This is a genomic window from Virgibacillus dakarensis, assembly GCF_900155625.1.
Taxonomy (GTDB): Bacteria; Bacillota; Bacilli; order Bacillales; family Amphibacillaceae; genus Lentibacillus_C; species Lentibacillus_C populi.
Genome location: NZ_LT732553.1, coordinates 202277 through 228183 on the forward strand (window position 1 = coordinate 202277; position 25907 = coordinate 228183).

Annotated in this window: 14 protein-coding genes and 1 CRISPR repeat array (1 of these 15 cut by a window edge); of the genes, 9 read left to right on the plus strand and 5 right to left on the minus strand. The window is 39.5% G+C overall.

Features of this window, described 5'->3' with window-relative positions; translation table 11 throughout:
• A CRISPR array of direct repeats spans positions 1-100; the repeat unit is 36 nt; it begins 2111 nt to the left of the window's first position.
• 281 nt (positions 101-381) lie between these two features.
• From CZ382_RS01180 to pglZ, 7 genes are all read left to right on the plus strand, one after another.
• Entirely contained in the window at positions 382-987 is a 606-nt protein-coding gene (locus CZ382_RS01180; protein WP_088049427.1) for a DUF1819 family protein, read from the plus strand.
• Position 988: 1 nt separating this feature from the next.
• Positions 989-1570: a DUF1788 domain-containing protein gene (locus tag CZ382_RS01185; RefSeq protein WP_088049428.1), complete on the plus strand. Its 582-nt coding sequence runs from the start codon at positions 989-991 to the stop codon at positions 1568-1570.
• A gap of 11 nt (positions 1571-1581) precedes the next feature.
• Positions 1582-5157, plus strand: coding sequence for a BREX system P-loop protein BrxC (gene brxC, locus CZ382_RS01190; protein WP_088049429.1), 3576 nt, complete (start codon positions 1582-1584; stop codon positions 5155-5157).
• Positions 5158-5193: 36 nt separating this feature from the next.
• Positions 5194-5850, plus strand: a complete 657-nt coding sequence (locus tag CZ382_RS01195) for a Fic family protein (protein WP_088049430.1) — start codon at positions 5194-5196, stop codon at positions 5848-5850.
• Positions 5851-5892: 42 nt separating this feature from the next.
• Positions 5893-6912 carry a hypothetical protein gene (locus CZ382_RS01200; RefSeq protein WP_088049431.1) on the plus strand — a complete coding sequence of 340 codons (1020 nt, stop codon included), beginning with the start codon at positions 5893-5895 and terminating at the stop codon, positions 6910-6912.
• A 42-nt stretch (positions 6913-6954) separates the two neighbouring features.
• The gene (gene pglX / locus CZ382_RS01205; protein ID WP_088049432.1) at positions 6955-10500 is read left to right on the plus strand and encodes a BREX-1 system adenine-specific DNA-methyltransferase PglX; all 3546 of its coding nucleotides are present in this window, start codon (positions 6955-6957) and stop codon (positions 10498-10500) included.
• A gap of 69 nt (positions 10501-10569) precedes the next feature.
• A complete protein-coding gene (pglZ, locus tag CZ382_RS01210) occupies positions 10570-13128 on the plus strand; it encodes a BREX-1 system phosphatase PglZ type A (protein WP_088049433.1) in 2559 nt (852 codons plus the stop codon).
• Between the two features lie 548 nt (positions 13129-13676).
• Here the strand turns inward: pglZ and CZ382_RS01215 are convergent.
• Positions 13677-19475: a DUF3320 domain-containing protein gene (locus CZ382_RS01215; protein ID WP_088049434.1), complete on the minus strand. Its 5799-nt coding sequence runs from the start codon at positions 19473-19475 to the stop codon at positions 13677-13679.
• A gap of 410 nt (positions 19476-19885) precedes the next feature.
• Between CZ382_RS01215 and CZ382_RS01220 the strand changes: the two genes are divergently transcribed.
• The gene (locus CZ382_RS01220; protein WP_159457741.1) at positions 19886-20125 is read left to right on the plus strand and encodes a hypothetical protein; all 240 of its coding nucleotides are present in this window, start codon (positions 19886-19888) and stop codon (positions 20123-20125) included.
• 544 nt (positions 20126-20669) lie between these two features.
• On the opposite strand, the gene CZ382_RS01225 is transcribed toward CZ382_RS01220, so the two are convergent.
• Positions 20670-20981, minus strand: coding sequence for a hypothetical protein (locus CZ382_RS01225; RefSeq protein WP_088049436.1), 312 nt, complete (start codon positions 20979-20981; stop codon positions 20670-20672).
• Between the two features lie 165 nt (positions 20982-21146).
• Here CZ382_RS01225 and CZ382_RS01230 point away from each other — a divergent pair, with 165 nt between their 5' ends.
• Complete coding sequence (locus CZ382_RS01230) at positions 21147-22859, plus strand: IS1634 family transposase (RefSeq protein WP_088049437.1); 1713 nt, start codon at positions 21147-21149, stop codon at positions 22857-22859.
• A gap of 340 nt (positions 22860-23199) precedes the next feature.
• Here the strand turns inward: CZ382_RS01230 and CZ382_RS01235 are convergent, their stop codons facing one another.
• Genes CZ382_RS01235 through CZ382_RS01245 form a run of 3 tightly spaced genes read right to left on the minus strand, consistent with a single transcriptional unit; the run spans position 23200 to position 25862 of the window.
• On the minus strand, positions 23200-23532 hold the full coding sequence (locus CZ382_RS01235; RefSeq protein ID WP_088049438.1) for a hypothetical protein: 333 nt from the start codon (positions 23530-23532) through the stop codon (positions 23200-23202).
• Between the two features lie 18 nt (positions 23533-23550).
• Positions 23551-24324: an IS21-like element helper ATPase IstB gene (gene istB, locus CZ382_RS01240; RefSeq protein ID WP_088049439.1), complete on the minus strand. Its 774-nt coding sequence runs from the start codon at positions 24322-24324 to the stop codon at positions 23551-23553.
• Positions 24321-25862 carry a Mu transposase domain-containing protein gene (locus CZ382_RS01245; protein WP_235000368.1) on the minus strand — a complete coding sequence of 514 codons (1542 nt, stop codon included), beginning with the start codon at positions 25860-25862 and terminating at the stop codon, positions 24321-24323. Before CZ382_RS01245 ends, istB begins: the two co-directional genes overlap by 4 nt.
• Between the last annotated feature and the right edge of the window lie 45 nt (positions 25863-25907).

A 25907-nucleotide genomic window follows, 5' to 3' on the forward strand; every position in this document is an offset into this window, starting at 1 on the left:
CATACCACATCAAGGTTTACAGGGGAATTATGGCTGTATGGGATGGATTGCTTTATCCCCAGAAATCATACCACATCAAGATTTACAAGGGAATTATGGCTGCTGCCGGCATGCAGACACAAAATATTAAATAATAGTTCAAAGGGGAAAATACTGACTGCAGGATCCGATGGTGGGTTTCATCCCTTCCTGCTTTGAGAACATATTTAATTATATCATATTGGTTTCAGAAGAGAACTATGTATTTATGTGAAAACGAGAGTGAAAAACGAAGAAGCACCGGGATTCAATAACTGCCTATCCCCCTACATTTTCAAGTATACCATTCCCCACCAATCCGTGATAAAATAGCACTAACAACCGTTAAAGGAATGGAGTAATTTGAACAATCAACGACAATACCGTTCAACCATAAAATCCAAGCCATTTTTCTATAGGGAAACACGAAAGCTTACGGAATTCTACACGCAAGGTTTTAATGAAGATGAAATTAGAGATCAAGTCATAAACCAAAACATATTCCAAGTAAAAACGGAAACACGCAAAAAAGAAATTGCCTCAACCATACTGAAGCGGCTGAAAACATTAGATGATTTACTATTAAACAAAATAGTCACGGCTGATATAACCACAAGCAAATTAATCGTCTTATACGCCATTCTAAAAACAGATCGGCTTTTCTGCGAATTTATGAATGAAGTGTTTCGAGAAAAGCTTGTTATTCAAGATCCAACACTCGAAGATCGGGATTTTAATGCCTTTTTTGAAGCGAAACGACAGCAAAGCGAAACCGTTGCAAAATGGAAAGACTATACTTTTTATAAATTACAACAGGTATATGTACGGATTCTATTTGAAGCAGGCTTGCTATCAAAACATAACAGAGAAATACAAATTCCATTGATGAATCCGGATGTTTTAGATCATATCAGAAGTACAGATGAACAGCGTATCATTAACACCATTGTCGGGGAAGGTGGTGTATAGCTTGAAAACAATCAATGAACGACTTGACGAAATATTACCAAGGATCACAAGCCCTTCTTTCCGCGAGAATAAAGGGCTTGGGAATGAAATTGGCTACCACATTTTTGATTACCAGCCGGAGCATGAGATGCTTATCCGCAATCATGTTGCCTTTTTAAAAGAACGGATTAATAAGGATAGTTCGAATCAGCGCATTACTGAGTTTGATTTATATGAAGTCGTACTAGAAATACTGGATGGCAAAGGGTACCTGCAAAAGAATTTTCAGATGGAACAAAAAAAAGACAGTCAGCACGTGCTAAATGCCACCAGAAAAGCACTACGACTCACTTTGAATAATGACTTGGTAATCAAATATATTGCAGAGCGCGTCGAGCAAAACGACATCATTTTTATAACGGGTATTGGTAAGGTGTTCCCGATTATTCGTTCTCATGTCATTTTAAACAATTTATATAAAGCAGTTGGGCAAATTCCGGTCGTACTATTTTTTCCTGGACGTTACGATGGTCAGGAATTGCAATTATTTGGTGAAATTAAAGACGATAATTACTATCGTGCGTTTCAGCTAGTGGACTATTAGGGGGTATTGACGTGCAGATTAGAAACATGTTCGATCGAAAAATTGATCGTGACATTAAAGGTGTTGTCAAAGTTGGACAGCATGATAACCAAAATATTCAACAGGAACTGGAAGAATACGTGGTTACCGATGAATTGCATAAACATATTGGTGACTTTTTCGCTGCTTATCGAAAAGGGATCGAGGAACCAACTGACAAGATTGGCGTTTGGATTTCTGGGTTCTTCGGATCAGGTAAATCGCACTTTCTTAAAATACTATCCTACTTAATTGAAAACCGGGAGATTAATGGCAAGCGTGCGATCGATTACTTTGATGATAAAATCCAGGACCCGCAGATACGGGAAAACATGCAAAAAGCGGGCGAGATTACTACGGATGTCGTTCTGTTTGACATTGATGCCAAAAGTGAATCGGATTCGATGGCGGATAAAGATTCGATCGTGAAAGTGTTGAATAAGGTGTTTAATGAAATGCAAGGATTTTGTGGAGCGATTCCTTGGATTGCTGAGATAGAACGGAACATGCATAACGATGGAACGTACGAAACGTTTAAGGCAAATTTCCGGGAGATTTCCGGTAACGAATGGGAGGAATCCCGGGAAGATTTTTACTATGAAGAAGATGCCATCATTGCGGCACTTACCAAATCCACGCAAATGAGCGAGGAGACTGCACGCAATTGGTTTGAGCGTGCGGAGCAGGAATATTCAATCAGTATTGAGCGCTTTGCCAAACGTGTAAAAGAATATATTGGGCAAAAAGGCAAAAATCATCATGTGGCGTTTTTAATCGATGAAGTCGGGCAGTATATTGGCGATAATTCCAATGCGATGCTCAACTTGCAAACGATTGTTCATGAATTCGGCAGGCAATGTAAAGGGAAGGCCTGGATTGCTGTAACGAGTCAGGAAGATATTGATTCTGTCCTGACTGTAAAAGGAAACGACTTTTCCAAAATCCAGGGACGCTTTGACACAAAGCTGAGTCTATCAAGTGCGTTCGTTGATGAAGTGATCAAGAAGCGTATCCTGACAAAGAACGAAGCGGGGGCAGAAACGTTGGAAGAAGTCTACCGGAAAAACCAATTCATTTTGCAAAACCTATTAACCTTTACGGAAAAAAGTGCGGAAATGAAGAAGTTTCAGAGTCAGGCAGATTTCATCGATGTGTACCCATTTGTTCCGTATCAGTTTAATCTGTTGCAAAAAGTATTTACCGGTGTCAGGATTCATGGTGCTTCCGGTAAACACTTAGCGGAAGGGGAACGTTCACTGCTAAGCGCCTTTCAGGAATCGGCCATGCGTTTTGCCAATCAAGCGGAAGGGATATTGGTACCATTTTCGGCATTCTATGAAACCATTGAAACGTTTTTGGATTCGAGTATTCGGACCGTTATTATTCAAGCGGGAAATAATGAAAAACTGGAACCGTACGATATGGATGTATTGAAACTATTGTTCTTGATTAAATATGTAAAAGAACTGCCAGCGAGCCTGGAAAATATCGCAACGCTAATGGTCGATCATATTGATACAGATAAATTGGAGTTAAAGAAGAAGATTGAGAAGTCGCTCACACGTTTGATTGGACAAACGTTGATTCAAAAAAATGGCGACGATTATATCTTTTTGACCAATGATGAGCAAGATGTGAACCGGGAAATTAAAAATATGCATGTGGAGACATCCGAAATCATTTTAAAAATCGGTGAAGAGATATTCGATGGTATCTTTAAGGATAAAAAATACCGTTATTCCGCGAAGCATCATTTTTCATTTAACGCATTTATTGACGATCGCCCCGTCCGGACACAATCCAATGACATTGGGATTAGGGTATTGACGCCATACGCGGATGCCTCGATGGATTATAGCCATTCAGAATTGAAAATGATGTCGTTACGCGAAAACAATGTGATTTTTAAACTTCCTGCTGATACCTCCTATCTGGAGGAAATGGAAGAGATTCTTAAAATACAAGCCTATTTAAAAATTAAGAGCGGAACCGCTGTATCACAGGCAGTTGAAGATATTAAGACACGTAAATCGCGGGAAGTCTCCGAACGACGCGAGCGGATTACGACGTATGTAACCGAAGCTTTAAAACATGCGGATATATTCGTGAATTCACAGCAATTGAGCATCAACAAGAAAGCCCCGGCTGAGCGGATTAATGACGCATTTCGTACATTAATTAAAACACTTTATAACAAGTTGGACTATGTCAACGAATTTGTTGATACACCAAAAGAACTGCAATCGATTATTACCGAATCAACGCAGCTTTCAATGGACGACAGTGACGAGCCCAATCATTTGGCTATCAAAGAAGTAGACAATTATGTAGACCGTTTAACAGCCCGTAACCAGCCGATGACGGTGAAAAGCATAACGACGTATTTTGCACAGCAGCCATATGGTTGGTTGGAACTGGATACAACTTCCTTTTTATTACAACTATTTAAAGCACAGGAAGTTAAATTTCAATTAAATAGCAGTGAGCTACAATTGGAAGACAACCGGTTGATCGATTATGTTACGAAACGGGATTATGTAGATCGAGTTGTTGTAAAAAAACGGAAGCGGATTTCTCCTGTTTTATTGAAAAATGTCCGCGATTTAAGTAAAGAATTATTTGGTATTTCAGCGGTTCCAACCGATGAGGACGGGATGAAGCATAAGGTTAATGAGTTACTAAACTTGGAAAAAGAAAAACTCACCGATTTACTGGCAAACTACCGGAATACGTATTACCCTGGGGAATCCGTCCTTGCCGAAGGGAAAAAGGTCATCGAGTCGGTCGTGCAAGTTCAGGACACAGCAACCTGGTTTAAAAAGTTGCGTGAACTGCGCCATGATTTACAAGCATATGCGTATAATGTTAAGGAAGTAAAAGATTTCTTTGAAAACCAGCAAGATAAATACGATCAAGCGAAGAAGCGATTAACCATTTTTGAGAATAACCGGACGTATGTAACGGACAATCAAGTAAATGATCTCGTGGAAAAAATGGATGGGATTGTGCATCATGCAGAGCCTTATGATCGGATCCAGGAATTGCCGGGATTATATCATGCGTTTGATGAGGCATTTGTTGAATTGCTGGAAGAAGAATGCAAGCCGGTACGGGAAACGATCCAAGCTGACCTACAAACCGTTATGGATGAACTAGCGAAAAAGGAGAACTTGAAGCAAAAGTTTGCCGCAACATTCCGATCTCGATTCCAGACTTTGGAAGAACGTCTTGACCATACAAATAATTTATATGAAGCTGTGGCCATGCAGGTGGAAAGTGACCGGCTTAAAGTACGCTGTCTGGATGAATTGGAGCGGGAAAATGAAAGAGCCGCGGTCCAGGCAACGCACATTACCGAATCTGCACCGGTATATTCAAATGTGGAGCCAGTCGAACAGGTTAAAACGCCACCGATAAAACACCGAAAAACAAAGACACTTAGCAAGAACCTAGTGATCAAAGGAACAAAAACGCTGAAGTCGACCAATGATGTGGATCAATTTGTGGAAGAGTTGCGCGAGTCATTATTGCGTGAATTGGATGAGGATACGACGATTCATTTGGTATAATGCGGGGCCAATGAAGAGGGGGAGTGTGAAAAAATAATGAAAAATAAATATACATTGAGCCAAAAAGAAAATATATTTTTAGCAAAAAAAGTTCTTGTTCGCGCCATTTATAATAGCGCAAGATTGGAAGGCATTAATGTGACCTTTCCGCAAACGAAAACAATTATGGAAGGCGTTTCGGTGTCGAACGTCAGCGTGGATGATGTACAAACGATCCTTAATCTAAGGAACGCATGGAGGTATGTACTGAATCATCTAAAAACTCCATTTGATTTGGATTTTGCCAAGAAAATAAACGGCTATGTGTCCTACAATGAAAGTCTTGATTGGGGAGTATTACGGTATGGAAATGTGGGGATTACGGATGTAGCGTATCAACCTGATGTCCCAGATGAAAAGGAAGTCAAAAAACAATTAGACGACCTACTAAAGATTGAAAATGAAACGGAACGAGCGATTACCTATATGCTATGGGGAATGCGATCACAATTATTTTGGGATGGAAATAAGCGAACAAGTACCATTTGCGCTAATAAAATACTTATCGAGAACGGCAATGGGATACTTACGGTTCCGGAAAATCAATTGGAAGAATTCAATGAACGGTTATCAGCATTTTACGAAACCAATGATTACAGCAAGATTAATCAGTTTCTCTATGATAAATGTCTGTTTGGAATTGATTATGTCTGAATGCTAAATGAATCATGATCAGAGTTTTTGGAGGGGATGAGGATGAAAGTAAATGAATTACGGACTATATTAAAGGAAAGGAAAAAAGATGAACTGGCATACCTGATCGTGGAAATGTACAAGCAAATCCCCAAAAAAGTACGGGAAGGCAAGGAATTAGATGAATTGATTCAAGATCCGGATGCATTCAAAAAGGCAAGAAAAGGTACGAAGCAATATGTGAAAAATTTGGATTTCGCCAGTGTTGAACGGGAAGTAAGGTCATTTATCAAAAATGCGCGTGAACAAAATTATATCGCTCCAAATCGCATCATTCCAAAAAAAGAACGTTCCAACTGGCGATTTACAGCTAAACGACTGATTGAACAGGTCATGGAAATATCCAATCAAGATAAACATGCAAAAGTGAGCACGTCATTAATGGAAGATTTGTACAAATTGTTTTGTTATGCATCTGGACATTACGTTTTCGCTAGTGACGAGCCGTTCTACACCATAAAGATCCCGCAACCGGAGTTTTTAAAACGGGTCGTCATGATGAAAAAACGGGTGGACGAGCCAAAGAAATGGATTCCTGAGTCGTTATCACTGATGCTTGACTATGACTTAGATCCTGTTGAGGTAACAGCTTCCTTATCAGAGGCTTTTTTCGAGACATTGGACAATGCCCCGCTTAAAGAGGAAGTGGTTAAACAAGCAGACCATCTTCTGCAGAAAAAAGAATCAACACGTAGAAATGTGGACGATTTTCATAAGACACCCAAGGACTATGATAAGGAGTTTTACATAGATCATGTTGTGGAATTGATTTTTATCATACAAAGCTCATTGGGGGAATACAAGGAAGCTATTCGTTATTATCACAAACACTATAGTAGGCATGATACCAGCGAGATCAGGCTTTATGTTTTGCTGCAAATGGTCATGCGTTATCAGCGCGTTGAAGATTGGATTCGTGAATATGAAAAGGCTGTTAAAAAGCGGATTAAACCACGTGATTCGCTTAAAAAAGCATATGAATATATGAAACAGACAAATGAATTTCCAAGTTATATTGGTTAATAACCTGGCCTGTTATTAGTTGGAAGTATTGGAGGAACGATCATGGATAAGGGAGCGATCAAAAAATTTGCGGTTACGGCCCGAAACAAGCTAATGGAAGCCGTCGCGCAAAAAGCATTTGAATTGGGGATTACGGAAGGAGCGGTCAAGGAAGCGGAAGTCTACCAGGATGGCTTCTTAATTAATCAAAAGTTTTATAAAAAATATGAAATTAAACAACGGGAAAAACTGATTCATGAAATTGAACAAAAAGGCTACGAGCAAGTAATCGATGAGGTGGCCTATACATGGTTTAACCGGTTTATTGCATTACGGTTTATGGAAGTTAATGATTACTTGCCAACCGGGGTACGGATTTTTTCCTCAATTGAACCAGGAAAAACGGAACCCGATGCCATGACCGAGGTATTAATGTTGGTGGATGATCTGGACCTTGATGAGCAAAAAGTATACGAATTGCAGGATGCGAACGATGATGAGGATTTATTCAAGTATATATTGATCAAGCAATGTAATAAGCTGGGCGAGATGATGCCTATAATGTTTGAAGAAATTGAGGACTATACCGAGTTATTGCTTCCGAATCAGCTGTTAGCGGAAACGTCGGTTATTCATGATATGGTGACATTAATTGAGGAAGACGATTGGACGCAGGAAGTCGAAATTATTGGCTGGTTATATCAATACTACATATCGGAAAAGAAAGATGAAGTGTTTGCAGCACTGAAGAAAAATAAAAAAATCACGAAAGAAAATATCCCGGCAGCAACGGAGTTATTTACCCCACGATGGATTGTCCAATATATGGTAGATAACGCTTTAGGTCGTTTATGGCTGGAGTCGCATCCGGATAATGCATTGCAAGAAAAGCTTCCATATTATTTGGAAGCAGCGGAGCAACCGGAGTATGTGGTGGAGCAGTTGGAGAGATTAAAAGATCGAGACTTAAAACCGGAATCGATCCAATTTATCGATCCGTGTATGGGGTCTGGGCATATTCTTGTGTATGCATTTGAAGTGTTTTATCAGTTATATCAATCGCAAGGCTACCGGGGACAGGATATTCCCAAATTAATTCTGGAAAATAATCTGTATGGATTGGATATCGATCCACGTGCAGCACAACTTGCCTATTTTTCCGTTATGATGAAAGCACGAAGCTATAACTCTCGTATTTTTGCTTCTCCTATTAATACGAATTTACATTGGATTGAGGAAAGTAACGTGATTACGGAACAGGATGTTGATATATTTGTTGGGGATACCGACCTGAGTGAGGACTTTGAATTGTTAATCGATACATTTAAGGATGGAAGATTGTACGGTTCGATTATTGAAGTTCCGGAGATTGATTTTACTGGTTTGAAGGAACGGGCAAATGTGTTGAAAGAAGCTAAAACGGATGACATGTTTGCGATTGACTTTAACGATCATGTATTGCCTGTTGTGGAGCGGTTGATTGATCAGGCGGTGATTTTAGCTAGGAAGTATGATGTGGTTGTGACGAATCCGCCTTATATGGGTAGTAGTGGAATGAATGAAATACTTCAAGCATATGTGAATGAAAGTTATCCATTTACCAAAAGGGATTTAAGCACTGTTTTTATGGAGCAGTGTTCTACATTTACCACTTTAGATGGTTATTATGCACTTATAAATATACCAACATGGATGAATTTATCATCATACGAGGAGTATAGAAAAAAGTTACTTTGTAGGGAAACTATAATTGATCTCCTACATCTAGGAAGAGGTGTATTTGGTTCGGACTTTGGTACGGTTAGCGTCGTGTTTCGCAAGACGTATATAAAAAATTATACTGGATTTTACCAAAAGTTATTTGTTAAAAAAAGCTCTGTAGAAAATAATGAGAACAAACGAAAGTTATTTTTTAATGGCTTTAATGTATATAAAAATAATCAGGAAAATTATTATGCGATTCAAGGTTGTCCAATAGCTTATAATGCAACAGAATCAATTATTGATATTTATAAAAACGAAAAAAAATTAAGTGAAACTTCAGAACTAAAAGTCGGATTGCAAACAGGAAGTAATGATAGATTTTTAAGGTTTTGGCATGAGCTACATCTAAATAAAATTGGGTTTAAGCTGGAAAATAGGGAGGTAGCCAATCACTCTAAATTGAAATGGTTTCCTTATAACAAAGGCGGAGAATACAGAAAATACTATGGGAATAATTACTATGTTGTAAATTGGAAAAATGATGGATATGAGATTAGAAATTTTAAGAGTGAGAAAGGTAAGCTAAAATCAAGACCTCAAAATATGGATTATTATTTTAAAGAGTCTGTTAGTTGGTCAAAAGTTACAATAGGTGGTTTCTCTACAAGAATAATTCCCAAAGGATTTATTTTTGATGTTGCGGGATGTTCAATTTTTGCTGAGAAAGAGCAGTTATTATATATCTTAGGTTTGACAAATAGTAAAATAGCAATGAGAATCCTGGATTTCCTAAGTCCAACTGTAAATTATGAGGTAGGACATATTAGCAATATTCCAATAAAAATGAGCAATACTATTAACGTAAATAATCTAGTTAATGATAACATTGAAACCGCAAAATCCGACTGGGATTCCTTTGAAACATCCTGGGATTTCAAAACCCACCCATTCCTGGAATTTCAGCAAGGAGCAACCAAACTTTCCGATGCTTTCATCAATTGGCAACAGGTGGCAGAAAACAGATTTCAAACGTTAAAAGCGAACGAGGAAGAACTCAACCGGATTTTTATCGATCTATATGGGTTGCAAGACGAACTAACACCAGAAGTAGAAGATAAAGATGTCACGGTCAATCGGGCGGATCAGGTTCGGGATGTGAAATCGTTTCTCTCCTATTCGGTAGGTTTAATGCTTGGACGCTATTCACTACACAAGGAAGGATTAGCATTTGCAGGTGGCGATTTTGATCTAGACAAGTATCAATCTTTTCAACCAGATGCCGATAATGTCATTCCGATTGCAGATGATGTTTACTTTGAAGATGATATTGTTACCCGTCTTATAACGATTATGAAAACAATATATGGACAAGACAATTTGGAAGAAAATCTCGATTTCATTGCCGATACGCTAACTAGAAAAGCCAACGAAACATCCAGACAGCGGATTCGCCGGTACTTCTTGAAGGAATTTTATAAAGACCATGTGCAGACTTATCAAAAACGCCCAATTTACTGGTTGTTTGATAGTGGAAAACAGGATGGATTCAAAGCACTCGTATACATGCATCGCTATCAGCCGGGGCTGGTTGCACGAGTACGAACAGGCTATTTGCATGCTCAGCAGCGGAAATACGAAGAAGAAATGGATCGGCTGGATATGATGCTCGAATCGGACATATCCAAGCAAGAACAGACAAAGGTGAAAAAGCAAAAAGAGAAATTGCAAAAACAAGTATTAGAGTGTCAGAATTACGATCAGCTGATTGCACATGTTGCCAACCAGAAATTAGAGTTGGATTTGGATGATGGTGTAAAAGGAAACTATGCTAAGTTCCAAAACATCGAGATTCCACAAGGTGAAGGTAAAAAGCCGATCAAAGGGAATCTACTTACAAAAATATAAGGAAATGCGCGGAAGGGATTGGCGTATCAATTGCAATTCCTTTCCTGCATACATAAGGGAGGGGACAAGATGAATCTAAAAGAAGTACACCGTCTATTACAAGATTGTTTCCAAAAAGAATTGACCAATGGACGAAAGCGGCATATCGTGTTTTGGTACGATGAAGAGGGTGAATTCGTTAGCGACATTGATGACATTCATCTCGATCATGTGCGCGTTTGGAAGGTATCCGATCGTAATTTATTCGCGACCAAATATGAATTGGAGAAAAATGATCCCTCCTCCCATTTTTTGCTTTATTTCAATCGACCGAAGCCAAGTCCGCACGAAGACTGGCTTTACGATTTGTACAAGGTAGGTCAGGAATTTGCGACCGATAAACTGACGGTCATTATGCGCGAATTGGGGATAACCGATAATGGTTTGAAAGAAATATTCCGGAAATATAAGGCCTTCTTTAACAATAAATCCCGCTTACAAGTATTCTACAAATATCCTGTAACCGCATATACGGAAGAAGCAATTGATATTACCGTGTTGGCCGCCCTATGCAAGAGCGCGACTAATACGATCGATGATATTATCAGGAACTTAATGCGCAAAGAAAAAGAAGGCGACCATACAGTATGGGATAATATCCAGAAGTATGGTGACGAAACAACCTTTTGGCTGCTGGTGGAGAGGTATTATGGATACACATTACCTGAGAAATCATTACAATCGTTACTAACGTTTTTGGTGCTTACCTATCTTGTGCAGCAAAGCAATGCGATGGATTTGCCGGATAGCTGGGAGCCATACGTAAGCAACCGGCCAACCAACGTCATTGTTTTCATGGATCAATGGATGAACCACCAGGACGAGCGCGAAGTTTTTAATCAATTGGCGAAAAGCGTAGCATACAACGCACAGGCAGCGTCTTATACGGAAAAGTGGGATGTTCATCATATGGTGGAGATGGACGCATTCCCCCTATTTGACGAAAAAGTGATTGATTATTTGGTTAAACAGTTAATGGATAACCTGAAGCATTACGACCACTATTTGGAGATGATCGCAACAAGACGCAGACTTCATTGGTATCCGGAATATCGGAATGAATACGAGGCTTTATATCAAGCTGTTCAATTGCAAAAGCATATGGAAAAACTGGATCACTTCATTCCGGAGCAATCGTCCAGTCAGATGTTTCAAGCGTATGTGAACGATTATTACCGGATCGACACTGCTTACCGAAAATTTTATGTTGCTTATGACCAAGTAGTGGAAAAGGAACGACTTTATCCATTGCGTGAAAAAGTGGAAAATATCTATGGGAACCATTTTATCGCTGAATTAGCAATGAAGTGGGCAGGCAGTAAAGAACGTGCGACTGATCAAACATGGCCGATCCCAGGTATCCCACAGCAAAATGATTTTTATCACCATTCCGTACAAGGTTATCTGGCAAATGATGAGCGGATTTTTGTGATTATTTCCGATGCGTTAAGGTACGAGGTTGCCAATGAATTGACGGACGCTTTGAATAACGGTAGGCGTGCGACAGCAAAGCTAACAGCGATGCAAAGTGTCCTGCCTTCCTACACAGCATTGGGCATGGCTGCATTGTTACCGCATAAGCAAGTCTCCTATACGGACGATGGTAAAGTAATACTTGATGGAGTACATGCGGCGGGTACAGCGAATCGGAATCAGATCCTTCAGAACATAACACCTGATGCACTGGCGATTCAATATCAGGATATCGTCAGCATGAACCGGAACGATTTACGTCAAACGCTCTACGGAAAAAAAGTGATTTATGTTTATCACAATGTGATTGATGCACGCGGTGATAACTCCGATACTGAAATGGAGGTTTTTCAGGCAGCAGAGGAAGCGATTGATGACATTCTTGCCCTTGTTAATCGATTGGTGAATACGGTCAGTGCATCGAATATCCTTATAACGGCTGATCACGGTTTTATTTATCAACGGGATCGTCTGGAAAAAAGCCAAAAACTGCCGGATAAACCAGAGAATACGATTATAACCAGCCGGAGATTTTCCATTTCCAAGCAACAAGAACCGGTAGAAGGAACGTTAACCTACTCCATGGACTTATCTTTGCAGCAGGACAAGCCATTATTTGTCACGGTTCCCAAAGGCATTAACCGGTTTTCCATTCAGGGGTCAGGCGCCAATTATGTGCATGGTGGTGCGATGCTGCAAGAGATTGTCGTTCCCTTGATTACGTTTAAAAACGATCGGAGCAAATCATCAGCCAACGCGGTGTCAAAAGTGGACGTGAAGCTGACTACTCCTACAAGGAAAATCACGAATACCGTGACGTATTTGGAGTTTTTCCAAATGGATAAAGTAGCGGAGAAAATGCTGCCACGCAGATTGAAACTATACTTTGTCGATGAAGCAGGTAATCGTATATCAAACGAAAATATCATTATTGCCGAGACTACGTCATCCCAGGCAACTGAACGGACATCAAGGGAAAAATTTGTCTTCCGGGCAAAGGCGTACGATAAGCGGGGAACGTATTATTTGATTTTGGAGGATGAAGAAACGAAGACGGATCCGGTTTATGAAAGGTATGCTTTTACGATTGATATAGCGCTTGGGGATGGGGGTTGACGATTTTGGGTAGAAAGAAAGCCTGTGAATTTACGGTAAGATCAATACACTTAAGACAAATACTGCGGTTAACGGATAAGGGTAACGGTTTACAACGTCCTATTGATAAAGGAAACAATTCCTTACACTAATGCACGATTGCAATTGCTTCCATGCTCTATCTATTTAAAACGTACATAATTAATGAAGGTTTTGTTGTATTCAATGGTTCTGTGTGCCATTAAACGGAGTCTACATTAGCCGTAATCGGATTGAAAAATATGAGAAAAAGATTTCTTATTAATAATTGGGACATTGTTTCAAGGGGGAAGCATGGAATTTTGATGGTGGTACCAGTACATTCCCCCATAAAGTATACAAATATTGAAACACTCAGTTTTATATAAATTTGATATAATACTCAACTATCTTCTGCAACAAAATCACAAAAAGCAGCCGCGAACCAAATTCACCCCTGGTTCTACGGCTGTTTGCTTTGTAAAAGTTGTAATGAATCACTACCTAGATACACTATATCAATCCTACAAGCACACACTCCACAAACCAAATCACTTCATCAAAACAACATTCCCTTCTCCATCCTCAGCAACAACCCCTCTTTCCATCTGCAAATCAATCGCTTCCTGCAAAATCTTTTCAGTTTTCCTGGTTGTTCGATTGAATCCAAGTTGTTTAGCTATCTCACGAACTAAGTCGGCCTTTGGTAATCGGAGTGCTGTCCTCATGATTTGCTGCACACCATTGGCAAGCTCAAACTTGCTTATATCCTCTAATGTCCTCCGATAGTTTCCCTTAACCCTAAACTGACGATATGTCTCGTTTTGTTCTTTGTCTTTCCAAAGAAACTGTCCTTTTTCTTCCTTCGTTTCATAAATCTTTAAACTGTTTAAGACGTTCTGGATAACCGCTTCCAGTTTTGCGCCGCTTCTTGTAAATCCCCAAGCATTGATGATAGACCTTGTTAGGCTTGAAAAGCTAACTGGGGCTTCCTGGGCAATCACCTGGCTGATTTGCTCCTGGATCGTCGGCATTCCTTCATACGTATAAAAAAATTCATTTGGCAAACTAACGCTATCCAGTATGGCAGGTTCAAATATACATTCATCTGTATTTTCCTGATGATCCTCGATGATGAGTGTACTGATTTTTTCCTGGATTGTTTGCTGCTGCATTGCTGCCACTGAGCGCGGCTTTGCATGTGGCTGCTGCTCCAATTCCTTTACCTTGGAAATAATGCTGGTAATTTGTTTCGCTTCATCATACCACCAATCAATAGACCAGACATGTAGTGTATGCCAGCCAAGTTTGTGGAGCATGAAATCACTCAGCTTATTACGGTCGCGCGGCGTGATACGGTCAGCATAGCGATAGCCGTCAATTTGTATGGCAGCAAGGTACATGCCATCATTGTTTTTGTCAACTACAGCCAGATCAACCTTGAAATCACTGCTGCCTACTTTCCTCTCTACTTGATATCCTTCATTTTCAAGTGCTTTTTGTATTTTGGGGATAATTACTGCTGAATCCCTGTTCCTATGGTTATTTCGATGATCAAGCAGCAAAGGTTCATTACCCTTTTTGGCAAATTCCATAAATGCTCTTAAGGCGTGTATCCCCTGTGCATTCGATCTAGATAAATTAATCTTGTCAGGTTCCATCGAAGCGAAAATGATCATTTCCCTTTTAGCACGAGAAATAGCGACATTTAAGCGGCGCCAACCCCCATCACGGTTTAATGGTCCGAAATTCAATGTTACATTTCCGTTCTGATCTGGGCCATATCCAATAGAGAACAGGATTGTATCGCGTTCATCCCCTTGAACGTTCTCCAGGTTCTTGACAAATACTGGTTCCGGAACCTCATCTGTGAAATATTTTTCAAGGGATTCATCCTGTTTTAATCTGTTGTCAATCATGTCCTCGATAAGCGTCTGCTGAATCTGGCTGAATGTAACTACACCAATACTTTCATGCTGTCTTTCCGGATCCTTCAAACGCGTAAAAATTTCATTGACAACTGCCTCTGCTTCGACTTTATTATGCTTTGATTTTCCCCGGTCATAAACTCCGCCAACATTTCTAAAGGACACCCTGGAATGAATATCATCACTTGATGGAAAAGTGATTAATTTATTTTCATAGAAATGATTATTGGAAAAAGAAATCAGGCTTTCATGTTCACTGCGATAGTGCCATCTAAGATGTTTTTGTGGCATACGTATCGCTAGGCAATCATCTAAGACACTCTCTAAGTCCTGTAAATCAAAATCCTCTTCCATTGTCTGTTGTGCATTGAAGAAACTGGTAGGAGGCAACTGTTTCGGATCCCCTACAACAACGACATTTTTTCCTCTGCCCATTGCTCCAATTGCTTCACTGGTCGGTAGCTGGGAAGCCTCATCAAAAATGACCAAATCAAATTTCGGGAAAGAGGGATCAAGGTATTGCGCGACAGATAAAGGACTCATCAGCATACAAGGTTTGATTTTTAACAAGAGATTTTGAATTCGCTCAAACAAAGTTCGGATGGCAATGCCTCTACCTTTACTTTTAATTGCCTTTAGTAAAATGCCTGGTTCCGAATGCTGGATCAAGTTGTTCATCAGATTTGGAACACGATTCATTAAAGTGACATACACTTCTAGTTTAGTCAGCTCATTTAGTTCATCGTCCAGTTTGTAGAAATGGTCAATTTCATTTTCAAAACTTGCTCTTGTAAATTGAGATAAGAATTCATTGTTTGATATCTCTTCATCAATACGGATACGATAAAACCCATATAAGAAAGCAGGAAGCAATTCATGGTCCTTTAAATCGCCTGACAGATAGGATGCAGTGACAGCCTGTAAGCCGAAATTATCCGCCTCTTGTAAAACGGCAGCCAGTTTACAATTGTCTTTAAGCAGCGGCAAAGCCTGGATAAGGGCTGTTGCTTTTTGTTGCATATAGTCTGCCCAATCGGGATGAGTTGGTTCATGAATATGTTTAAATCCTAACTGGTTTTCTATTTCTTGCCAGTGGCTCATTACCTCGTCAAAATCGGCCGTATATGCAGTGAATTGCTGCTGTATCTCAGCTGACTGAAGCTTATTTTTCTGTTGCTGTACCTGCTGTGCAATATCATGTAAAAAGGCAGGTGTTTGGTTATACGTTAAAATGATTGATCGGAATGCGTTCATCCAGTCCAAATCTTTCTCGATTATATCCCAATCATGGGCGGACCAGGAATCAGGAAAATATTGTATCATTTGCTGCTCGTGTCGGGCTAATTCCTTTTGATTTTCCTGCACCGCTTGAACAGTAGTAATAATGTTTTCCAATTGATCTGCGTCAATTTTCTCTTTCGCTTTTAGATATTGCTTCAGTTCTTTCGTTATTTTGCTTTGCCCAAGTTTTTTCTTGAGAATCCAGCTGTTTTCGGCGAGTCTTAATTCTTTCATTAGCGTATCGGCATTCATTTCTAGAATCTTATTGTCAAAACGCTCTTCCAACTTTGCCAGATCCTGGTCGTTTTGTTTCCCAAGTTTGATGGTATCCCTCATTTCAGATAGTAGCCGTTCAAATTCCGTCTCGTTTAGCAAGCGCAAATCGGCTTTTGGTATATCTTGGAGATAAGCAGCCAGCTTGGATAGAAGAACATACCAATCGTGATTTTTAATTTGATCCATGAATCCAAAAGATTCCAGCGTATTTTCCAGTAAGTGCAGTTTGGGAGCAGTTGACGCAATGGCGGCTAGTTGTTCCTGAACAAGATCCTGAAGTCTTAAAGCATAATTTGTCTGGCTGATTCCAATCCAGGGATTGTCAGAAACATCTCCACATACCTTTGCTGCAACAGCTACATTTTCAATGAATTGCTTTGAACGTTTTAAAGTGAGCTCGTCCATGTTTATTATCTGTGATCTATCCAGATTTATCAGATAACGTGGTGTTGCGATACCTGCATATGTCTCAATCATTTCGTATATGCTTTTTCCGATATTTGTTGGTCTATGCAAATTTTGCACATACTGGTTTAAATCTTTCTTGAGCAGCTTAATTTCTTCAAACTTTTCATTCCAGTCCGTACCTGCCGTTTTATGCTGGATTTCAAAAGCTCTATTCAATTGATGAAGAATATCGTTTTTCTGACCTTTGTTTGAATAAATTTCCAGACAAAAATCTGCCAGGCCAATATCAGCTAGTCTCTTTTGCACGACACTTAATGCAGCCATCTTTTCCGCTACGAAGAGGACTGTTTTTCCCTTTGCCAGCGCATGGGATATCATATTTGTAATGGTTTGTGACTTCCCTGATCCAGGTGGACCATGTAAAACAAAACTGTTGTCCCCGCTGGTTGCCAATATTGCTTCTGTTTGCGTGCTATCTGAACTGAGTGGTGCGTACACCTGCGTCTCCTCATCCTTTTTAGCGGTTATTGGTTCCATCTTTGCATCATCCTGATCACCAACATAGCTTCCATTCATCAGGCTTTTTACAACCTTGTTTTCCTTCAGCTCTTCGGCGTGATTCACAAGATCATTCCACATCACGAACCTGGAAAAAGAAAATACGCCAATGCTGGCGACTTCCTGTACATCCCAGTTTTTCATCTGCATGATCATCCGGCGCATCGTTGTCAGTACTTTCCTGACATCAATGCCATGGTCATCTTTCGGTATGTCATATAGCCTTGATGCATCGATTCCAAACTTTTCCTTTAAATATTCGATCAATGAAATGTTGATTTGCACGTCTTCATCCCGAGAACGTATGTAGTATCCTTTTTGAGCAGACATTCTGACCAAATCCACAGGAAAAAGTAAAATAGGTGCAAAACGCTCTTTGGTGTAAGACTTTGGTTCAAACCACTTCAAGAATCCGAGAGCTATGAATAATGAATTTGCTCCCGTTTCTTCCAACGTGTTTTTGGCTTTGCGGTACAGTTTTACAAGTTCTTTTTCCAATCCTGCACTTGTCAGGGTAGAACGAAGCCGGTCATTTTTCATATCTTCTGCCAGGATTTGTGAATCGAGAAGTACTTTTTGGTCTCTAAAATCTCTGACTTGATTCCGAAGCTCATTTGGCAGGGAATATATAAATATTTTCTTTCCCATTGCTAATGTGTCTTCTATTTGATCAATGCTGGAGGATATAACGGGAATACCCTGCGTGTATATCCGATAGTTTAATAGATTGTTTCTCAGGCTCATGTCAATCAATTTATTTTGCCAGTAGATTAATTTGTTTTTTTGCGGTTGTTTTTGCTCAGTATCGTTTTCAGGAATGATTTCGACTTTCTCAAAGGCAAAGTTTTGATTGATTTTGACATGTTCATCCGGAAGTGGAGCGGCCTGGATTTTTGCACCACTTTCTATTTTGATAGAGATAGGCTTGATTTGTCCGATACGGCTTCTGAAAATATCGATAAAGAAGTCAAAGTAATCAGGCTTGGTCAGCGTCCTTTCCGCAGCATGAACCGCCCCGTTAAATGACGCATTTTGATCAGTCAGCAGCGTAGATTCTACCAAAATGATGTCATTGATACCTTTTGCAATACTTTTAGTCAGTATACTTTTATCATCCTGGTAACTTTCAGGAGCAGCATACTCTTTTAACCAAAATGCAGGAAATGCATGATTGCTGAAAAAGACGATTATGGGATGGATACCCACTGCTTCTGCACATGCAGCATATAATAATGATAAATCCAGGCATGTACCAAGACCTTGCGTTTTGATGAGATCAGGAAAACGGATTTTTTGTCCTTCTGTTTCAAAACTTGCCGGTGGATTGGCATATGCAATGTTGTGAGACAGTATAGCGGAAAAAATAGCTGAAAGCTGTGAAACAACACGGTTGGGATCCCCGCTTTGATAACCATCCATCGCGTTTGAGCCGGTGTTTTTTTGCATGATCTCAGAAGCTTGTTTCACGATTTCCATAATGAAAGGCCGGTTTGGTGTAATAAAGCTTGATATGATTTCAGGCAAAACTGTTGATCCTGGCCATGAATCGAAGGACAGAACATCAATAGGAAGATGTTCATGATACAGCTGTTTGTCTACTGATGAGATTTTTATTCCAAGGTGCCCGGTAATGCTTTCATCCAAATTGCCAAGATAATTTGCCGATAAAACAATATCCGGACGAAGTTCAACTACTTCTTCAGGACGTAATTCTTCAAGGTTGATCGTTTTTTGTTCAGAAAAACTAGGGTTTGATGTAATTTCAATAGTGAGATTAACTAACTTCTCAGTGCTTACATTTTTTATGGATAGATATTTGATAACCGGAACATGATTTTGCTGAAGCGCAAAGCTCACTTTTTTGTCATATTCAACATTGCATGTAACAAAATGTTCCATCGTTTTACCTCCCCGTCGATGAAAAAATTAGGTATTATCTCCCATTATAACAACAATTGGACATCTTGTGGGGAAAAAGGTAGAATTAATTGGAAAAATGAAAAATGTAGTGGGGAAATGTAGAACAGGGGGCGGGTTCACTGAACTGATTTGTTCTCTGTATTTATATGGGACGAAAATTTTTACCTACATCCACGTCTATATGGGAAGCGTGTCAGACATAACAACCGGAAAAAGCGCAACTGTCCACTCATCTTCACAATACAGTTCACAACCGTTTAATCGATTTGCTGCGGAAGCGGGAATGTCAAAGACGCTACGATGAAATGTTTTACCGGGAAGAAATAAAGAAACAGGAAAGTAGAAATCGGCGTTGTAACGTAATGATACCGATTCATGAGGAGCCGGGATTGGAATGTCATGAAATAGAACTATGGCAAGGAGTACAGGCGTTGTTGACCGTCAATCAGTGGAAATGGGTGAAGTATTCTATTGTGATAGTACTTTCGAATCAGGAAATTGCGGAGCTGGAGGATGTTTCGATTGCGGCCGTATATAGTTGGGCGAAAACAGCAAAACGAAAATTGAAAATGGAATGGGGGAAATTGGAACTGCTGTATGACTTGAGTAGGATGAGACGGGCTGGTTAATTTGGCTTGGTGGGGTTGACCCATTTGTCCTTTTACTGGTGGACAGCCTGTTAGCAGAATGAACTGAACATATCCTGAATTTTTTACGAGTGATTTGTGTTGGGCTCTTTAGTACGTACCATAAAAACGGTGCGCATATTATAATTTGTGAACATTTTTTTAACAAGCCATATTTTTTACATAACATGCTACTTTTTAACATTGGCTTTCGATAATAGAAATAGGGAGAGCTACAATAAATAGATTAAAAGCCATGGGCAAAAGGAATCTAATTGCAAACAAACACCGTTTTATAAAAAAGATTATCTACATGGGAGGGATGGAAAGGATAGCGGGATTCTGTGTTTACAATTTTTAATCAAAAACGGAGATGAACAATCATTACTGGTGACTGTAACCGTCAAGTAGAAAACAACAGTTTTTGAAAAATAATTTTCAACAGTTTACATCAATTAAGATTCAACAGTTTGACTGCTGATCTTATTCTCTAATAAGGAGGATTTTGCAGAAATGGCTCCTTTAAAAATGTATTAAATGGATTATATTAAGAAGTCATAACTTCTAGTTTATCCTTTAGATCATTCCTTTCCTTTGTTAACACTGAGATTTCCTTTTTTAACCCATTGATTTCTACGCATAACCTTGCAATTTTTATCCTGTCGCTAATTCCATCTTCATGTGCAGTTCCTTTTTGTCTCTTCCATATGTCAAAGTGAATAAAATCATCCTTGCGAACGCCATAGTCTATGTGCATTCTATTTGTATCATTCATCCATTCTTGAACTAACTTCTCATCACAATCAGCACCGGATGAACGAAAGAATTCCGTTGCTTCTTTAGCTGTAAATCTCCACATCTATATAGCCCCCTTATATTCATACATATTATTTTTTCATTAATTAGCCAGTTTTTTTACAACCCACATTCGGCAGGTGAATAAATAAAGATAATGTATTTTTTAAAGGTTTTTTCCCGTCTTTCTCGAAACGTATAGGAAAGAAGAAAAAGGGAGGGAAATAGGATGAAGCCAAAAGATCGGGTTATGATGCTCTCTACAGGACCATCCCAGTTGATTTCTGCGATTTGCGATGAGATAGGTTTTGAGGACCTTCTTAACGAACAAATCGAATGGGATGAAAGTCGCTGCAAACTATCACCTGGTGCTCGCTTAAAAGCACTGGTTATTAATATTCTTTCGGATCGAGAACCGCTGTATCATGTTGAGCAATATTTTGAAGAACAAGATGTGGAGATGTTGTTTGGTTCTGATGTAGAAGCTTCACATATAAATGAATACGCACTTGGTCGTGCACTGGATGCCTTGTATGAAGTCAACCCGTGGAAGGTATATTCAACGTTGGCCATTTCAGCTTGCCATCAACTAGGCCTGCCTCTTGGGAGGCTGCATAATGATACGACTTCCTACTCTTTGTACGGCGAATACAACACAAAGGAAAAAGTACCGAAGTCAGAAGAAGCAGCGGAGGATTTGGAAATCACGCATGGATTCAGTAAACAACATCGGCCGGATTTAAAACAAATTGTACTCGGTATGAGTGTCACACCAGAACGTATTCCAATCTTAGCTACGGTTGAAAACGGAAATACGGATGATAAAACGTGGAATTTTACATTCATTCAAAAGCTTCGTAACTTACTGTCGGAGGAAGAATGGGGGCAACTGATTTATCAGGCAGATTCCGCCCTGATAACCCTAGATAACCTACGAGAAATACGGGGGAATCTCCACTTCATTTCCCGGCTTCCCGAAACATTCAGCTTGAGTTCTGAATTAAAAGAAAAAGCATGGAAAAAAGATAGATGGGAAGAAATCGGTCAGATAAAGCCACAAAAGAAAGCTGCTTCCTATAAACTCCAGTCATTTACAGAAAAACTGGATGGTTTTATGTATCGCTTTGTTGTCGTCTATTCGGACAAGCTCAATGAACAAAAGGAAAAAACTTTCCTGCGTAAACTGGGAAAGGAACGTATAAAACTCGAAAAGGCAATAGATACATTTGAAAGTACCGTGTATCATTGTGAATCAGATGCCAAGGAAGCTTTGGAGAAGTTTGAAAAAGAAAATGCAAGTCATTATTTCCAGTATTCATTTAAGATGGAACCGGAAGAACAAACGGAAAAACGAAAGAAACGGGGACGTCCAAAAAAGAATGAGGTTCCCAACGTCATCACGGTATATCGTCCTCATCTCCAATGTCTGGAGGAAATAGAGGAGGCAGTTGAGGAAAAGAAACGTAAATTAAGTACGTTCATCCTTATCACGGACAAATGTGATCGTCAAGAGATGACAGACTTAGAGATCCTTCAAACCTATAAAGGGCAAGAAGCTGCGGAAACGCGTTTTCGTGTTTTAAAAAGTCCTCAAATGATAGATGGGTTTTTCCTAAAAAAACCTAGCCGCGTGGCAGCATTAGGAATTGTTTTTGTGATGGCGCTTCTCGTATATGGCATTCTTGAAAATCGTGTTCGAGAAAAAATGAAACAGGAGGAGAAGCCTCTAAATTTAGCTGGAAATAGAAAGTTATTTAATCCGACAGGTCAAGTGTTATTGAAAGAGCTCAAAAAAATAAAAATCATATATATCCAGCAAAATGGAGAGACACTTCGCTTTCTTCCAGATAACATCAATGAAGAATGTAAACGAATCCTTGAACTTGCGGGTTATGATATGACAATATACGTGTCGAAACAAGCAGAAAATACAGTAGTTTAAGTGAGATATGGGGGATTGCGAAAATGAAATGTCGAATATAAAGGAAAAACAAAGAAGAAAGTCTACTATTAAGGAATTAACAAAATAGAGATATTAATTTTAAAAAATGCACCTGAAAAATAGGAGAAAGTTTATCTTTCAGGTGCCGAATATGGGTTACAATAAGAATTTTACGTAATGTACACCGCTGTACATGGTGTAGGGAGCCTATTCCAAGATGTGTTGGTAATCTTGGAATATATCCCTGTAGATGTTTTTATTTTGTTTTCAAGGTTTCAGTATTTCCTCATTCTTTCGTTTGTTTCTCTATTTTTGATAATGCATTTCGTAGGTTTTGTTTTTACTCAAAAATCCAGTCGTTCATTCCAAGGAGATTTTCCAGATTATGTTTTTCGTCCCTTAAATACTCAACTTCTTTTTTAAGCAGGGAAACTTCTTCTAGTAATCTGCTGATTTTCGTTTTATCATCGATACCTTCTTCATATGCTGTTCCTTTTACATAACACCAGTCATTATATCTATATAAGTCTTGTTCTTCGATTGGACGATTTTTACAGGTCGTATTTGCCTGCTTATTGTTTTCCTTGACCCATTCCTTTACTGACCCTTCATCCACCCTAAATCCATAAGATTTAAAAAAGCGAATCGCTTCTTCTGCGTTTAAAATACTCATTTTATATATCCACCTTTTCTAAGATTCAGCCTTCTGATCATCAAATAACGTTTTTCTATATTTCATTCGGATACTATTTTGCTTTTCACTAAAAGTCAAAATTTCACTCCGATGAAGAAGGCGGTCCAAGATTGCTGTCGTAAGGGTCGGGTCTCCAAGAAATTTCCCCCATTCCCCGGGTCCTTTATTTGATGTAAGGATAAACGCTGCCTTATCATACATTTCATAAATGAACTGAAAGAACAGATGGGCATCCTGTGGCTCATATGCCATATACATGACATCATCTATGATGATTAGATCCGATTTGGTGATGCGCTTATATCTTGTCCTGGACTTACCGATGTACTCTTTTGATTTTAGAACATAGATTAAACGATCCATCGATATGAAAGATACCTGATAACCATGCTCAATGGCGTGAATTCCTAGGGCTGTTGATAGAAAGGTCTTTCCAACGCCCGTTGGTCCCATCATAATCAGAGTGAAACACCCATCAACCCATGACAGTTGTTTTAATATATTCAGTTGTTTTTCTCCAATCGCAGTTTGTTCCTCTAAGCGAAAGTTCTCAAATGTTAATACCTCGGGAAACTCTGCCCACTTCATCAGTTTTTCGGTATTCTTTCTCTCCCTGCAACTCAATTCATGCCTTAAAATTTCATGTATGAACTCATAATAAGTCCACCCCTTTGCCTCTGCTTCCCGGAGGAAATTGGGCAATTCTTTGGCCGTCTCGGCTAATCGTAAGGCACGGCATTTGTCCTGAAGTATGTCGTAAGGTTGACTCATCTGCTCCCGCCTCCTTGAAGAACACTGGAATAGATGTCCTCTTTTCGCTCAGGGGCAACCAGGTCTTTATATTTTTCATTTAAGGATCCAGTGTCCTTTTTCTCCTTTTGGCTTTGGATTTCCAAGGAGAGTGCAATATCCCGTAAATCGTTCGCGCTTGTTAGACGTAAACGTTTCATCTCGCCAATAGCCTCTTCAACGAAAGCGGGATACTTTAAAACGACAGATTGCACTACCTTCAGTTGATCAATTAAATGACATGGATACCGCTCCGTTAACACCCCAATAAGCCACTTTGCGGATTCTTGATCATCCAACATTTCCTCTACTTGTTGAATGAATAGATCCCGTTTGGTATGACTGCGTTTTCGGTGAGAGGGTTCTGATATGACTTCTCCGTTTCCTTCTGCAATTTTATGTTTAGCTAACACTTGGCCATTTTGCTGCAGACGTATATATAAATACGCTTTATCCGCTTCGACATAGGCAATATTAGGGGCGCCTTTTCGGTATGTACCAAGAGGAACGCTATAACGATTGCCATCAAACCGAATGACATTGTCCTTATGGATATTTCTTGTTATACTGGAAACGAAGATATCTTCAACTATATAAATACCTGAGACCTCTTGAAGGTGTTGCTTTTCTAGGGCGTACACTTCAATGGGCCTCTTTTTTGTGTTATGATGAACCTTATAATTTCCGGTTCGTTTCAGCCATCGCATACAAGAATCCTGCCAATCTATTAAATTATCATACATACGATTTTTCGCAAAATTATTTTTTACGTATTTTACCACCTGTTCAATTTTTCCGGTCTCCGGATCCGATTTTCTACAAAGATACACCTTGAACCTCCTTGCCTGCTGGTACTTAGTAAATTCTGCTGTCATGATTAGATCCCCCGCATTCTCACTGACAGCCAGTAACCGATCCTGATCATAAACTATTTCAATGGACATTCCCCCAAAATATCGGAAGGCATTTTCATGCATTTGGATAAGATCCGTTGACCGAAATGGCCGATCCAGCCACTCTACATATTTGTATCTTGAGTGGGCTAGCACAAACCCAATGAAGTAAAGCGGTTTGTACGTTCCACCTGTTGTGGGAATCCTTTTTTGCCCAAAATCGACTTGAATCTGCTGCCCCATCGGGAGTTGAGGGACTGTACTATACTCCCTTTCAGAAAACACTTTTGGAATATGATACGCTTCACGCAGCTCATTTACAAAATTCCTTACCGTTCCCTCGGTAACAGATCTGACTTCCAGTTTTTCCTCCAGCCAATCAAATACCTGGGCTCCCGACAAATCAGGATGTTCCTTAAGCCATCCAAGAATCTCCTCCCGAAAGGGATCAAGCTTTTTACCTCTACTCTGTAGAGAGATGGCAAATAAGTGAAATTCGTCTGGTGTCATTTTCCCATAATCTATCACCCTATTCCTTGAAATCTTTAATTTCCTGGCAATCGCACTGTTGGAAAAACCCTCGCGGCGAAGCCTATGAATTTCGTTGTAGATTGTCAACTTTTCCACTTCCTGTTCCTCACTTTCCATAGACTACTTTAAGTATATAGAAAG